We start from the raw sequence: 14,280 nt of genomic DNA, 5'->3' as shown, positions 1-14,280 counted from the left end.
GGGTCAGTGACGGTGGGCCGACCAGCGCCCGACCGCCACGGTGCCGCCGAGGAACAGCCCCGCCCAGGCCCCGGTCCACACGGCGATGGCGGCTACGGCCCCGAGAGGCATGTCGTAATCCATGCTCGCGGCCACGGCCTTGACCGCGACGGCTACGAGGAGGGTGAAGGCGAGGATCCCGACCATCGACCCCCACACGATCGCAGAGCCGAAGCCGCGGTCATCCTCGTCGGTCGAGGGCGGGGGAGCGGAGTCGACGGCGTGGTCGGTGGATGGGGATGTGGACATGCCGCCAGCTTCATGTGCTCGAGGGCGCTCGCCTAGGGTCGAAGGTCCCCTGGGCGGGTTCGCTCCCCCGATCGGGGGCCGGTAGCATGGCCGGCCTTATGGAGCTGACCTTGACCGCCGAGACGGGGCGCGCCCCCGGTTCCCGCGCCGCCGGCCGACTTCGGGCCGAGGGCAAGATCCCCGGTGTCGTGTACGGGATGGGCGCTGACCCGGTGCCGGTGGCCGTCGTCTGGTCCGAGCTGCGCCGGGTGCTGACCACCGAAGCCGGGGTGAACGCGCTCATCGCGCTCGACATCGACGGTCGGACGGATCTCACCATCGTCAAGGACCTCCAGCGCGATCCCGTCCGCCGCGAGGTGCTCCACGTCGACTTCCTCCGGGTCGACCCGGACGCCCCGGTCGAGGTGGAGGTCCCGATCGTGGTGGTCGGCGAGGCCAAGGAGGTCGAGAGCGCCAAGGGCATCGCCGAGCAGCAGATGAAGTCGCTCACGGTGAAGGCCAAGCCCACCAGCATCCCGGGTCAGATCGAAGCCGATGTCTCCTCGCTCACGGTGGGCTCGGCGGTCACCGTCGGCGACCTCCAGCTCCCCGACGGGGTCACCACCGACGTCGATCCCTCCACACCGGTCGTGGCGGGCGTGGCCACCCGCTTCACCGTGGTGGGGGCTGGCGCCGCCGGGTCGGCTGAAGGGGGCGAAGCCGGAGAGGGTGCTGAGGCGGCCGGTGCCGAGACCGGCGAGGGCGAGGAGAGCGGCGAGTAGCCGTCACGCCCCATGGCAGCCGACCTGCTCGTGGTCGGGCTCGGCAATCCGGGACGGGAGTACGCCGGCACCCGGCACAACGTCGGTTTCGACGTCGTCGAACTGCTCGCGTCCCGCCACGGCGGCCGGTTCCGCCGGAGCCGGCAGCGGGCTCGGGTCGCCGAGGTGCTGATCGACGGCCGCCGGGTGGTGCTGGCCGAGCCGCAGACGTACATGAACCTCTCGGGTGAAGCGGTCGCTCCTCTCGTCCGCCACAACGGCATCGATGACCTCCATCGGCTGGTGGTGGTCCACGACGAGCTGGATCTGCCCGTGGGCCGGCTCAAGGTGAAGGTCGGTGGCGGACTGGCGGGCCACAACGGGCTGCGCTCGATCAAGGCCCACCTCCACAGCGCGGAGTTCGTCCGGGTGCGGATCGGGGTGGGCAAGCCGCCTGACCGGGAGCGGGGTGCCGACCACGTGCTGCAGCGCGCCAGCCGGTCCGAACGCGCCGCCCTCGACGAGGCGGTCCGGGACGCCGCGGACGCGGTCGAAGTGATCCTCGCCGAGGGGCCGCAGGCGGCCATGACCAGGTTCAACGCCACGTGACCGACGACCTGGTGGTGATGCCGTCTCCCGGTGGCGAGACTCGACCGAGGGCCCCGGGCGGGCCCGACCTCGCCATGACCCTGACCGATCTGCCCCTGCTCGTGCGCGACGACCCTGCGATCACGCAGGTGCTCGGGAGCGCCAGCGCGGTGCTGGGCGTCCCGGAGCCGGCCCGTGCCATCGTCATCGCCGGCTTGGCCGGGGTGTCGTCGCGGCGCCCGATCGTGGTCGCGGTTCCCACCACCACCGAGGCCGATCGACTCCATCACGACCTGGCGGCCTTCCTCGGCGCCGGAGACGTCGAGCTGTTCCCCGCTTGGGAGACGTTGCCCTTCGAGCGGGTGAGCCCCGGCGTGGAGACCATGGGGCGGCGGCTGCGGGTGCTGTGGCGGCTGCGAGAGCCCGGGCGCCGGCCGCGGGTGGTGGTGGCTCCGGTGCGGGCGCTGGTGCAGCGCCTCGGCCCGCACGTGGAGGACGTGGCGCCGATCGTCGTCGGCCACGGCGATCAGCTCGATTCCACCCAGCTGGTGGACCGGTTGGTGGCGGCGGGCTACCGCCGCGAGCACCTGGTCGAGCACCGGGGCGAGGTGGCGGTGCGCGGGTCGATCGTCGACGTGTTCCCCTCGACCGCCGACGAGCCGGTGCGAATCGACCTGTGGGGGGACGAGGTCGACCGCCTCACCCGGTTCTCGGTGGCCGATCAACGCTCCACCGCGGATCTCGCCGAGGTGGAGATCTTCCCCAGCCGGGAGCTGCTGCCCACCGAGGAGGTGCGCCGCCGGGCGACGGAGCTCGTCGCCACCCAACCGTGGGGTCGCGAGCAGTGGGAGCGGCTGGCGGAAGGATCGACGTTCGACGGGATGGAGTCGTGGCTGCCGTGGCTCACCGACGAGGAGCACGTGCTGTTCGACCTCCTCGACGAGGACGCGCAGGTCCTGGTGGTCGAGCCCCGGCGGATGCGGGACCGCGCCGCCGACCTGCTCGCCGAGGAGGCGGATCTCGCCCAAAGCCTGTCGCGGACCTGGGATGCCGGCGGGGAGTCGTTCCCACCGCTGCACCTGCCCTTCGACCGGCTGCTGGTCCACACCGCCGCGCCGGTGTGGACGGTGACGACCGCACCGGAGGGACCGGATGTGGTCACGGTCACCGCCCGGGGCTGGGACCCGGTGGTGGGCGACGGGTCGTCGCTGGTGCGCCAGCTCGCCGACCTGCTGGCCGAGGGCTTCCGGGTGGTGGTCGCCGCCGACGGGCCCGGCTCCGCGGCCCGGGTGCGCGACCTGCTGGCCGACCAGGGTCTGCACCTGGCGCTCGAGGGGCCCGGCGAGGCGAAGCTGGCCGAGCCCGGCGGGCACGTGGTGGTGGCCCCGCTGGAGCGCGGGTTCGTGCTGCCCGAGGTGAAGCTGGCCGTGCTCACCGAGAGCGACGTCACCGGTCGCCGCCGGGCACACCGCCGGGCCCGCCCCCGGCGCCGTGGGGCCCAGGGCTTCTTCGACGACCTCAAGCCCGGCGACTACGTCGTGCACCACCAGCACGGGGTGGCCCGCTACGGCGGGATGGTCAAGCGGGCGATCGGCGGGGTCGAGCGCGACTACCTGCTGCTCGAGTACCGGGGCGACGACCGGCTCTACGTGCCCTCCGATCAGATCGACGCGGTGCGTCACTACACCGGTGGCGACTCCCCGTCGTTGAGCCGGCTGGGTGGCAGCGAGTGGCACAAGACGAAGGCCAAGGTGCGGGCCGCGGTCACCGAGATCGCCCAGGAGCTGGTGGTGCTCTACCAGAAGCGGGTGCACACCCCGGGCCACGCGTTCGCCCCCGACACCCCCTGGCAGCGTGAGCTGGAGGAGGCGTTCCCGTTCGAGGAGACCCCTGATCAGCTCAAGGCCATCGAGGAGGTGAAGGCCGACATGGAGTCGCCCGCGCCGATGGATCGCCTGGTGTGTGGCGACGTCGGCTTCGGCAAGACCGAGGTGGCGCTGCGGGCGGTGTTCAAGGCGGTGCAGGACGGCAAGCAGGCGGCGGTGCTGGTGCCCACCACCCTGCTCGCGCAGCAGCACTTCCAGACCTTCAGCGAGCGCTTCGCCCCGTTCCCGGTGCGGGTCGAGGTGCTGAGCCGGTTCCTGACCGAGGCCCAGGCCCGCCAGGTCATAGCGGGGCTCGGGAACGGGGACGTCGACGTGGTCATCGGCACCCACCGGCTGCTGTCGAGCGATGTGCGGTTCGCTCGCCTCGGCCTGCTGGTGGTGGACGAGGAGCAGCGTTTCGGGGTGGCGCACAAGGAGGCGATCAAACAGCTCCGGGCGGAGGTGGACGTGCTCACGCTGACCGCGACCCCGATCCCCCGCACGCTGGAGATGAGCCTCACCGGCATCCGCGACCTCACCCTGCTCAACACCCCGCCCGCGGAGCGCCAACCGATCCTCACCTACGTCGGGGAGTACGACGATCGGGCCGTCGCCGAGGCGATCCGCAGAGAGCTGCTGCGCGAGGGTCAGGTGTTCTTCGTGCACAACCGGGTGCAGGACATCGAGCACGTGGCCGAGGAGCTCCGGGAGCTGGTGCCCGAGGCCCGCATCGCCATCGCCCACGGCCAGATGGACGAGGGCACCCTCGAGCGGGTGGTGCTCGACTTCTGGGAGGGTCACTACGACGTGCTGGTGTGCACGACGATCATCGAGTCCGGCATCGACATGCCCACCGTCAACACCTTGGTGGTCGACCGGGCGGATCTGTTGGGACTCGGCCAGCTCCACCAGCTCCGTGGCCGGGTGGGTCGTGCCGGCCAGCGGGCCTACGCGTACCTCTTCTACCCCCCGGACCGGGCGCTCACCGAGGAGGCCTACGAGCGCCTCAAGACCATCGGTGAGGCCACCGAGTTGGGTTCGGGGTTCAAGATCGCCATGCGTGACCTGGAGATCCGCGGGGCGGGCAACCTGCTCGGCACCGGCCAGTCCGGGCACATCGCCGCGGTGGGCTACGACCTGTACTGCCAGATGGTCACCGAGGCGGTGGCGGAGCTGAAGGGCGAGCAGCCCCGGGAGCCGGCGGAGATCAAGCTGGAGCTGCCGATCGACGCGCACCTCCCGAAGGACTACGTGGAGCGCGAGGAGCTGCGGCTGGAGGCCTACCGGCGGTTGGCCGCGGTCACCAGTGAGGAGGAGGTGGCCGACATCCGTGCCGAGTGGCTGGACCGCTACGGGCCGGTGCCACCGGCGGCCGAAGCCCTCCTGGAGGTGGCGACGCTGCGAGCGGCGTGCGTGCGCGCCGGGGTGCGGGAGGTGACGGTGGTGAAGGGTTCGGGCTTCGGGGGGCCGAAGCTGGTGGCCCGCATCTCGCCGATCCAGCTCAGTGCGAGCCGCACCGTGCGCCTGGAGCGGCTGTTCAAGGGCGCGGTGTACAAGCCCGACGCCGGTCAGCTCCAGCTCCCGCTGCGCAGCGCGCCCGGCGCGGCGAGCGAGGTGGTGGCGGCGCTCGGTGAGCTCGTGGGCTGACCGGTGGGCCGACTGGTGCGGCATCCCGCCGATCCGTAGGCTCGCGATCCTCATGCGTCGTCTTCCCCTGCTGCTCGTCGCGCTCGTCGCCATGCTGCTGCCCGCTTCGTGTGCCACCGGCGGCAGTGGTGTCGGCGCGGCCGACGCCGCCGTGGTGAACGGCGTGGCCATCTCCCAGCAAGACCTCCTCGACGACCTCGACGCGCTGGCCTCCAACGCCACCGTGCGCTCGAACCTCGAGGCGCAGGGGGTGGCGGTCTACGGCCCCACCGAGGGCTCGTACTCCAGCGCGTTCAGTACGCAGGTGCTCAGTTCGCTGGTGATCGACGCGCTCATCGCCGATGAGCTGGCCCAGCGGGGGGTCGAGCCCACCAGCGAGGACCGGGCGCAGGCCGAGCAGCAGATCGGCACGTCGGCGGGGTCGTTCCCGCAGGCGTTCATCGACCGGCAGGTCACCAGTCTGGCCAACCGCCTCGCGCTGGAGCGGGAGCTGGCGGCCGAGCCGCTGGGCGAGGTGACCGATGACGAGGTCCGCGCCTACTACGACCAGAACATCGATGCCATCGTCGAGCGCAACGGGGAGTTCGCGTGCCTGAGCCACATCCTGGTCGACACCAGGGAGCAGGCCGAGGCGGCGCTGGCTCGCATCGGAGCCGGCGAGGACTTCGCCGCCTTGGCCCGGGAGGTCTCCAAGGACACGGGCAGCGCATCGGCGGGCGGCGACCTCGGCTGCCAGCCCCGGGGCCAGTTCGTGGCCGCCTTCGAGGACGCGGCGTTCGCCGCGACGCCGGGTGAGGTGACCGGCCCGGTGGAGACGGAGTTCGGGGTCCACCTGCTCCTGGTGCGGGCCAAGGGGGTCCCGCCGTTCGAGGAGATCGCCACCGCCATCCGCCAGTACCTGGAGCAGCAGCGGGCCTCGGGGGCGAACCCGGCGTTCGACGCCTGGCTGAGCGACGCGGTGCGCCGGGCGGAGGTGACGATCGACCCGAAGTGGGGGCGGTGGGATCCGGAGCAGTACCCGCAGGTGGTGGTGCCCCCGGAAGGCGCGGCGTCACCGACCACGTCGGTGCCCGCCCTGTTGGGCCCGTCCGACACTGCGCCCTGACGAGGTGGCCGTGGTGGCCGTCCCCCGAGTGGTCGTCGCCGGGCTCGGCCCCGCGGGCGCCGACCTGGTCACCTCGGAAACGCTGGCCGCCATCGAGCGGATCGAGCGCCGGTTCGTGCGGACCCGGCGCCATCCCGCGGTGACGGTGGTGCCCGATGCCCGCTCCTTCGACCACCTCTACGACTCGCTGGACACGCTCGACGCGGTGTACCGGGGCATCGTCGAGAAGCTGGTCGCCGCCGCGAACGAAGCGGGGGAGGTGCTCTACCTCGTGCCGGGCTCACCGGTGGTGGCCGAGCGGAGCGTCGAGCTGCTCGGGAGCGACGATCGGGTCGAGGTCGAGGTGCTGGCGGCGCTGTCGTTCGCGGACCTGGCGTGGGCCCGCCTCGGGATCGATCCGGTCGCGGCCGGCGTCCGGCTGGTGGACGGCCAGCGCTTCGCGGTCGACGCCGCCGGCGAGCGGGGCCCGTTGCTCGTGGCCCAATGCGACTCGCCCGACGTGCTTTCGGAGGTCAAGCTCACCCTCGACGCCGGAACCGAGCCGTGTCTGCCGCCGGACGCCACGGTGACGGTGCTGCGCCGCCTTGGGCTTCCCGACGAGGTGGTGGAGCCGGTGCGGTGGGTCGAGCTGGATCGCGTCGAGGCCGACCACCTCACCTCCCTGTGGATCCCCGCCCTCGCCGCGCCGGTCGCCCGCGAAGTGGCCCGCTTCGCGGAGCTGGTGGCGGTGCTGCGCCGGGAGTGCCCGTGGGATCGGGAGCAGACCCACGAGAGCCTCACCCGGCACCTGGTGGAGGAGACCTACGAGGTGCTCGACGCCATCGACGCGGTGGCCGAGGACCGCCCGGGTGCCTACGAGCTGCTGGAGGAGGAGCTGGGGGACCTGCTGTTGCAGGTGGTCTTCCACACCACCCTGGCCGAGGAGGCGGGGCAGTTCACCCTCGCCGACGTGGCGAACGGCATCCACGACAAGCTGCGGGCCCGGCATCCCCACGTGTTCGGCGACGTCGAGGTGGCCGGCCCGGAGGACGTGGCCCGCAACTGGGAGCGGATCAAGCAGGCCGAGAAGGGCCGCGAGAGCATCTTCGAGGGCATCCCGACTCACCTGCCGGCGCTGTTGTACGCCCTGAAGGTGCAGAAGAAGGCGGCGGCGCTGGGCGAGCGGGGGGTGGCGCTCCCGGAGCCGCCGACGCTCGCGTCGACCGACGTGGGCGAGCGACTGTTCGCACTGGTGGACGAGGCCCGCCGGCACGGGATCGATCCCGACGCCGCGCTGCGCGCCGCGGCGAACCGGTACCGGAGGGCGGTCGAGGAGCGGGAGGCCGCAGGCCCGCCGCTGGGTTCGGTTCGGCCTGCAGGTCGTCAGGGTGTGGATCCTGGATACCCCACCTCGTAGGCAACACGTGCCACTATTCGCACACACGTCACAGGAGCAACAGCAGTGAGCATCATCGAGCACATCGTCGGGCGCGAAGTCCTCGACTCGCGGGGCAACCCCACCGTCGAGGTGGAGGTCCTGCTCGATTCCGGTGCCCGCGGCCGGGCGATCGTGCCGTCGGGCGCCTCCACCGGCCAGTTCGAGGCGGTGGAGCTGCGCGACGGCGACGAGCGCTACGGCGGCAAGGGCGTGCAGCGGGCCGTGGCCAACGTCGAGGAGGAGATCGCCGACGTGCTGGTGGGCCTCGATGCGTTGAGCCAGCGCGACATCGACCGGGTGCTGGTCGACCTGGACGGCACGCCGAACAAGGAGCGCCTGGGGGCCAACGCGATCCTCGGGGTGTCGCTCGCGGTCGCGAAGGCCGCCGCTGCCGAGCTCGAGCTGCCGCTGTACCGCTACGTCGGTGGCACGAACGCGCACGTGCTACCGGTGCCGATGATGAACGTGCTCAACGGCGGGGAGCACGCGGACAACAACGTCGACCTGCAGGAGTTCATGATCATGCCGGTCGGCGCGGCGTCGTTCTCGGAGGCGCTGCGTTGGGGGGCCGAGACCTACCACGTGCTGAAGAAGGTCCTGCGCGAGCGGGGCCTGTCCAGCGCCATCGGCGACGAGGGCGGCTTCGCCCCGAACCTGGCCTCGAACGAGGAGGCCGTGCAGTTGTTGCTGGAGTCGATCGAGCGAGCAGGCTTCACCCCGGGCGAGGACATCGCCCTGGCCCTCGACGCGGCGTCGACCGAGCTGTTCCACGACGGCCGCTACGTGCTGGCCGGTGAGGGGCGCACCCTCGCCCCCGACGAGATGGTCGCCTACCTCGACGACCTGGTCAGCCGCTACCCGATCGTCTCGGTGGAGGACGGCATGGCCGAGGAGGACTGGGAAGGCTGGAAGCTGCTGACCGAGGCCATCGGCGGGCGGGTCCAGCTGGTGGGCGACGACGTGTTCGTCACCAACACCGAACGGCTGGGCCGGGGCATCGACGCCGGCGTGGCCAACTCGATCCTGGTCAAGGTGAACCAGATCGGCACCCTCACCGAGACGCTGGACGCGGTGGCGATGGCACACCGCGCCGGGTACACCGCGGTCATGTCGCACCGCTCCGGCGAGACGGAGGACGCCACGATCGCGGACCTGGCCGTGGCCACGAACTGCGGGCAGACCAAGACGGGTGCGCCGGCGCGCACCGACCGGGTGGCCAAGTACAACCAGCTGCTGCGCATCGAAGAGGACCTCGCGGAAGCGGCGGCCTACTGGGGATCGGCCGCGTTGGCCAGGGAGGCGGCTGGCGGGTGAGGCTCCTTCGCCGGCTGGCCTGGCCGCTGCTGATCGCGGTGGTGACCTGCGGGGTGCTGTTCCTCGGGGTGTTCCCGACACGTACCTACCTGAGCCAGCGGGCGGCGATCGCCGCTGCGGAGGACCAGCTCGACGAGCTCACGGCGCGCAACGCCGAGCTGCAGCACCAGGTCGATCTGCTGGGCACCGACGCGGAGGTCGAGCGCCTGGCGCGCGAGCAGTTCGGACTGGCGCGACCCGGTGAGGAGGTCTACCAGGTGCTCCCGCCGCCCGAGGACCCGGTGGAGGTGCCCGACGTGTGGCCCTTCAACCGGCTCCGCCAGCGCGTGGAACCATAGGAGGGCACCGGCGTCCAGCGTTCGAGCTCGACGGCGGTAGCCTGCCCCGGTGGCCGAACTGGGGGAGCGGGTCGCTCGGGTCGAGGACCGGAAGTTCTTGACGGTGGGCGGCACGTACTGTGCGGACGTGCGCGACGAGCGCCTCGACGGCGCCGCGTACGTGACCTTCGTCCGTTCGACGATGGCCCACGCCCGCCTCGCCGGCGTCGACGTCGAGGAAGCTCGCGCGGCTGACGGGGTGCTCGGGGTGTTCACCGCGGACGACCTCGACGATCTGGCCCCGGCTCGCCCGTACATCCCCGGCATGATCCCCGACGCCATGGCTCGACCCTGGCTGGCCACCGGCACCGTGCGCTTCGTCGGCGAGCCCATCGCTGCCGTGGTCACCGAGTCCCCGCTGCAGGGGGAGGACGCGGCCGAGCTGGTGATCGTCGACTACGAGCCGCTTCCCGCGGTGGTCGACGTCGAGCAGGCGCTGCGCGACGAGGTGCTGCTGTTCCCGGAGGTCGGCACCAACACCGCGATCGCCCCGCCACCGCCTGGTCCGGACCTCTTCGAGGGTTGCGAGGTGGTGGTCCGCCAACGGCTCGTGAACCAGCGCCTCGCCGCCTGCCCGCTCGAGGTGCGCTCGGCCGCGGTGGCCTGGAGTGGCGGCCGGCTGGTCATGTGGATCAGTACCCAGGCCGCGCACTCGGTCAAGACCAAGCTGGCCGAGCTGTACGGCCTCGACGAGGGCGACGTGCACGTCATCGCCCCCGACGTCGGTGGTGGGTTCGGGGCGAAGATCAGCCCCACCCCCGAAGAGCTCGTTCTGCCCAGCCTCGCCCGCCGTCTCGGGAGGCCGCTGCGGTGGACCGAGACCCGCTCGGAGAGCATGGTCGGGATGCCACACGGCCGGGCCCAGGTGCAGGAGATCACCATCGGAGGCCGGCGTGACGGGACCATCGAGGCCTACCGGCTGTCGGTGGTCCAGGACTGCGGCGCCTACCCCAGCATGGGATCGGTGCTCACCTTCATGACCCGCACCATGACCACCGGCGTCTACGACATCCCTGCCGCGCAGTTCGAGGCCCGTTCCGTGGTCACCAACACCACCCCCACCGAGGCCTACCGGGGGGCGGGGCGCCCGGAGGCCACCGCGGCGATCGAGCGGGCCGTCGACCTCTTCGCCGCCGAGATCGGCCTCGACCCGATCGAGGTGCGGCGCCGCAACCTGGTGCCGGCGGAGAAGTTCCCGTACACGACCGCGGTCGGCACCGTCTACGACACCGGCGAGTACGAGCGGGCGCTCGACCTGGTCCTCGACGCGGCCGGCATCGATCAGCTCCGGGCCGAGCAGGCGGCTCGCCGCAGCCGTGACGGCACCCGCCTGCTCGGCATCGGGGTGAGCGTCTACGTGGAGATCACCGCCGGCCCGGGCGCGGGCCAGGAGGAATATGCCAAGGTCGAGATCCACCCGGACGGCCGGGTGACGGTGCTCACCGGTTCCTCGGCGCACGGGCAGGGGCACGCCACGTCGTTCTCGATGATCGTGAGCTACCTCACCGGCATCCCGCTGGAGCGCATCGAGGTGGTCCACGGCGACACCGACCGGGTGGCCGAGGGCAGCGGCACCTTCGGGTCGCGCTCGCTGCAGGTCGGCGGCTCGGCGGTCCACGAGGCGACGAGCCGACTCATCGACCGGGCTCGGCTGGTGGCCGGCGGCCTGCTCGGTGTTCCCGCCACCGACGTCTCGCTCGACACCCGCACCGGGCGTTTCCACGTCGGCGGCCTTCCCGAGGTGGACTGCAGCTGGTCGGACGTGGCCGCTGCGGCCGGGCTCGAAGCGGCCGCTGCCGCCGGCCCCGCGACCCGTGCCGGACTGGCCGAGACCGTGATGTACTCGACCACCAGCCCCACCTTCCCCTTCGGCGCCCATCTCGCGGTGGTGGAGGTCGACGTCGAGACCGGGAGGGTGGAACTGGTGCGCATGGTCACCTGCGACGACGCCGGGCGCATCGTGAACCCGCTGATCGTCGAAGGCCAGCGCCACGGCGGCATCGCCCAGGGCGTCGCCCAAGCGCTGCTGGAAGAGGTCCGCTACGACTCCGACGGCAACCCCACCACCTCAAACCTGGCCGACTACGGGATGATCTCCGCCGCCGAGCTTCCCTCGTTCGAGCTGGTCACCCTCGAGACCCCCACGCCGATCAATCCGCTCGGGGTCAAAGGGATCGGCGAGTCAGGAACGATCGGGGCCACCCCCGCCGTGCAGAGCGCGGTCATCGACGCGCTGGCGCACCTCGGGGTGCGGCACATCGATCTGCCCCTCACCGCCGAGCGGGTCTGGCGGGCGATCGAGGCGGCGAACCGAGCGAGCGATCCGATGGAGGTGTGCTGATGTCCCCGGTGGTCGAAGCGGAGCGGCTGGTGCGCCGCTTCGGCAACCTCGTCGCGGTCGACGGGGTGGACCTCACCGTCGAGCAGGGCGAGATCTTCGGGTTCCTCGGCCCGAACGGGGCCGGCAAGTCGACCTGCGTGCGCATGCTCACCACACTGCTCACCCCTACCAGCGGGACCGCCCGGGTGGCAGGTTTCGATGTCGTGGCCCAAGCGCCCGCGGTGCGTCGTGCGATCGGGGTCGCCCTGCAGGACGCGGCCATCGACCCGCTGATGACCGGCAACGAGTTGCTGCGCTTGCAGGCGACCCTGCACGGTCTCGGCCGGAGTGAGGCGAAGGCTCGGGGGGCAGAACTGCTCGAGCGGGTGGGGCTTGCTGCTGCCGCCGACCGGCGGGTGGGCACCTATTCCGGGGGCATGCGCCGGCGCCTCGACCTCGCGCTGTCGCTGATCCACCAGCCGGCGGTGCTCTTCCTCGACGAGCCGACGACGGGACTGGATCCGATGAGCCGCATGAGCCTCTGGGACGAGGTGCGCAAGCTCAATCGTGACCAGGGCACCACCGTGTTCCTCACCACCCAGTACCTCGAGGAGGCCGATCAGCTCGCGGACCGGATCGCCATCATCGATCGAGGGCGGATCGTGCGCGAAGGCGAGCCCGCCGAGCTCAAGGAAGCCGTCGGCGCGCCGACACTGACCCTGAAGGTCGACCCCGCGCACCACGAGATCGCCCGCCAGCAGCTCTGTGCTCGCTTCGGCGCCGAGCGCCCCGCTCTGCGGGCTGGTGAGCTGGCCATCGGTCTGGACGGCGGAGCCCAGCAGATGACCGAGGTGGTCCGCCTCCTCGACGAGATCGGTGCATCGATCGAGCACATGGAGCTCTTGCAGCCGAGTCTCGACGACGTGTTCGCCGATGCCACGGGGCGGCGCCTGGAGGGCGCGGAGCCCGAGGAGGCGGTGGCACCGTCGTGACCGCCACGACCATTTCCCCGGGGGGGCGGCTTCCGATACCGGTCGCTGCTGCCCAGACGGCGGAGCTGGCCCGCAGGTCGATCGTCGGCACGGCCCGCCAGCCCGCCATGTGGTTCCCGGCGATCGTCTTCCCCCTGCTCATCGCCGCAGTGAACGCCGCGGCGTTCAACCGGGCGCCGCAGGCGCTGGCATCGCTGGGTTTCCCCCCGGTGGTGTCCTTCCTGCAGTTCCTCCTGCCCGGCACCCTCACCCAGGGGGTGATGTTCGGTGGCATCATCGGAGGGTCCGATGTGGCCCTCGACATCGAGAACGGCTTCTTCGAGCGCCTGCTCGCCTCACCCGTGGCCCGCACGTCGATCCTGGTGGGGCGTCTCGCCGGTTCGGCGGTGCTGGGTGCGTGCCAGGCGTTGATCTTCGTCGGCGTGTTCGTGGTTTTCGGCGCACCCATCGAGGGCGGGTTGGCGGCCGTGGTCGTGTTGGTGGTGACCGCCATGCTGCTCGCCCTGGCGGTGGGGGGTTTCGCGGCGGCGATCGGGTTGCGTTCCGGTTCCCAGGAGGCGGTGCAGAACGCGTTCCCGTTGTTGTTCGTGCTGGTGTTCGTCAGCTCGGCGTTCTTCCCCACCGCCCTCATGAAGGGCTGGTACCAATCGGTCGCGGAGCGCAACCCGATCACGTGGATGATCGACGGCATGCGGGCACTGGTGGTGTACGGCTTCGACTGGACCGACGCGCTCAGCGCGGTGGCGGTCGCGGCAGGGCTCGCGGTGGTGGCGGCGCTGATGGCCAGCCGGCAGTTCCGTCGCCGGCTGAGGTCGGCGTGATGACGGCGGTGGTGCGTCAGCTCGCGTGGCGGGGGGTGATCGGGCTGGTGCGGGTGCCGGTCACCGTGATCCCGGTGGTGGTCATGCCGGTGTTCTTCACCTTGGCGTTCAGCGGTGCGTTCAGCGCCATCACCGACATCCCTGGATTCCCGACCGGCAACATCCTCGACTGGATGGTGCCCTTCGCCGTGCTGCAGGGTGCCGCGTTCGCGGGGTTCGGTGCTGCGTTCGGGGCCGGGCGAGACCTCGAGAACGGCTTCTTCGACCGCCTGCTCACGGCCCCCGTGGCCCGCCCCGCGCTGGTCGTCGGACCGTTGGTGTTCACGATGCTGCGCTCATTGCTCCCGCTGGCGATCGTCCTGCCGGTGGGTTATCTGGGTGGGGCTCGCATCCACGGTGGACTGGCGGGGTTCGTGATGTTGCTGGTGGCCACGTTGGGGGTGGCCGTGCTGGCAGGGTTGTGGGGGCTCGGCGTGGTGTACCGGGCTCGATCGCAGCGAGCCGGTGCACTGGTGCAGGCGGGGATCTTCGTGGCGATGTTCCTCTCGGTCGGTCAGGTGCCCCTGGAGGTGATGACCGGCTGGCTGCACTGGGTCGCAGCCCGGAACCCCTTCACCTACGTGCTCACCATGGCCCGGCAGGGCTTCCTCGGTGAGGTCACCTGGCACGACACCTGGCCGGGCCTCGTCGCGCTCGCCGTCAGCGCGGTGCTCCTCGGTTGGTTCGCGCAGCGGGGTTTTCGCCGCCTCGTCCCCTGACCCGGTGACGACCGCGGCTAGGGCGTAGATTGGCCGGGCGGTTCGCCC

Annotated in this window: 12 protein-coding genes; 11 read left to right on the top strand and 1 reads right to left on the bottom strand. The window is 71.6% G+C overall.

Annotated elements, in window-relative coordinates:
- Window positions 1-3 precede the first annotated feature (3 nt).
- Complete coding sequence (locus HZF19_RS03585; RefSeq protein WP_208027373.1) at window positions 4-288, bottom strand: hypothetical protein; 285 nt, start codon at window positions 286-288, stop codon at window positions 4-6.
- A 98-nt stretch (window positions 289-386) separates the two neighbouring features.
- Between HZF19_RS03585 and HZF19_RS03580 the strand changes: the two genes are divergently transcribed.
- The 11 genes from HZF19_RS03580 (at window position 387) to HZF19_RS03530 (ending at window position 14,232) form a co-directional block, all read left to right on the top strand.
- Window positions 387-1,049, top strand: coding sequence for a 50S ribosomal protein L25 (locus HZF19_RS03580; protein WP_208027372.1), 663 nt, complete (start codon window positions 387-389; stop codon window positions 1,047-1,049).
- 12 nt (window positions 1,050-1,061) lie between these two features.
- The gene (gene pth, locus HZF19_RS03575; protein ID WP_208027371.1) at window positions 1,062-1,637 is read left to right on the top strand and encodes an aminoacyl-tRNA hydrolase; all 576 of its coding nucleotides are present in this window, start codon (window positions 1,062-1,064) and stop codon (window positions 1,635-1,637) included.
- Between the two features lie 74 nt (window positions 1,638-1,711).
- On the top strand, window positions 1,712-5,128 hold the full coding sequence (mfd, locus tag HZF19_RS03570; RefSeq protein ID WP_372443431.1) for a transcription-repair coupling factor: 3,417 nt from the start codon (window positions 1,712-1,714) through the stop codon (window positions 5,126-5,128).
- Window positions 5,129-5,180: 52 nt separating this feature from the next.
- Entirely contained in the window at window positions 5,181-6,233 is a 1,053-nt protein-coding gene (locus HZF19_RS03565; protein WP_208027370.1) for a peptidylprolyl isomerase, read from the top strand.
- A gap of 13 nt (window positions 6,234-6,246) precedes the next feature.
- Window positions 6,247-7,629, top strand: coding sequence for a MazG family protein (locus HZF19_RS03560; protein ID WP_208027369.1), 1,383 nt, complete (start codon window positions 6,247-6,249; stop codon window positions 7,627-7,629).
- A 45-nt stretch (window positions 7,630-7,674) separates the two neighbouring features.
- Window positions 7,675-8,964 carry a phosphopyruvate hydratase gene (eno, locus tag HZF19_RS03555; RefSeq protein ID WP_208027368.1) on the top strand — a complete coding sequence of 430 codons (1,290 nt, stop codon included), beginning with the start codon at window positions 7,675-7,677 and terminating at the stop codon, window positions 8,962-8,964.
- Window positions 8,961-9,302 (top strand): FtsB family cell division protein, encoded by a 342-nt coding sequence (locus HZF19_RS03550; RefSeq protein ID WP_208027367.1) that lies wholly within the window; start codon window positions 8,961-8,963, stop codon window positions 9,300-9,302. The genes eno and HZF19_RS03550 overlap by 4 nt, the downstream gene beginning before the upstream one ends.
- 49 nt (window positions 9,303-9,351) lie before the next feature.
- Complete coding sequence (locus HZF19_RS03545) at window positions 9,352-11,682, top strand: xanthine dehydrogenase family protein molybdopterin-binding subunit (RefSeq protein ID WP_208027366.1); 2,331 nt, start codon at window positions 9,352-9,354, stop codon at window positions 11,680-11,682.
- Window positions 11,682-12,653, top strand: a complete 972-nt coding sequence (locus HZF19_RS03540; protein WP_208027365.1) for an ATP-binding cassette domain-containing protein — start codon at window positions 11,682-11,684, stop codon at window positions 12,651-12,653. The genes HZF19_RS03545 and HZF19_RS03540 overlap by 1 nt, the downstream gene beginning before the upstream one ends.
- Window positions 12,650-13,474, top strand: a complete 825-nt coding sequence (locus tag HZF19_RS03535) for an ABC transporter permease (RefSeq protein ID WP_208027364.1) — start codon at window positions 12,650-12,652, stop codon at window positions 13,472-13,474. Before HZF19_RS03540 ends, HZF19_RS03535 begins: the two co-directional genes overlap by 4 nt.
- The gene (locus HZF19_RS03530) at window positions 13,474-14,232 is read left to right on the top strand and encodes an ABC transporter permease (RefSeq protein ID WP_208027363.1); all 759 of its coding nucleotides are present in this window, start codon (window positions 13,474-13,476) and stop codon (window positions 14,230-14,232) included. Before HZF19_RS03535 ends, HZF19_RS03530 begins: the two co-directional genes overlap by 1 nt.
- Window positions 14,233-14,280 lie beyond the last annotated feature (48 nt).

It is taken from the genome of Rhabdothermincola sediminis (assembly GCF_014805525.1).
Lineage (GTDB): Bacteria > Actinomycetota > Acidimicrobiia > Acidimicrobiales > Acidimicrobilacustridaceae > Rhabdothermincola > Rhabdothermincola sediminis.
Note: the sequence above shows the minus strand (reverse complement) of the source record. Positions and strands in the feature narration are given on the sequence as shown.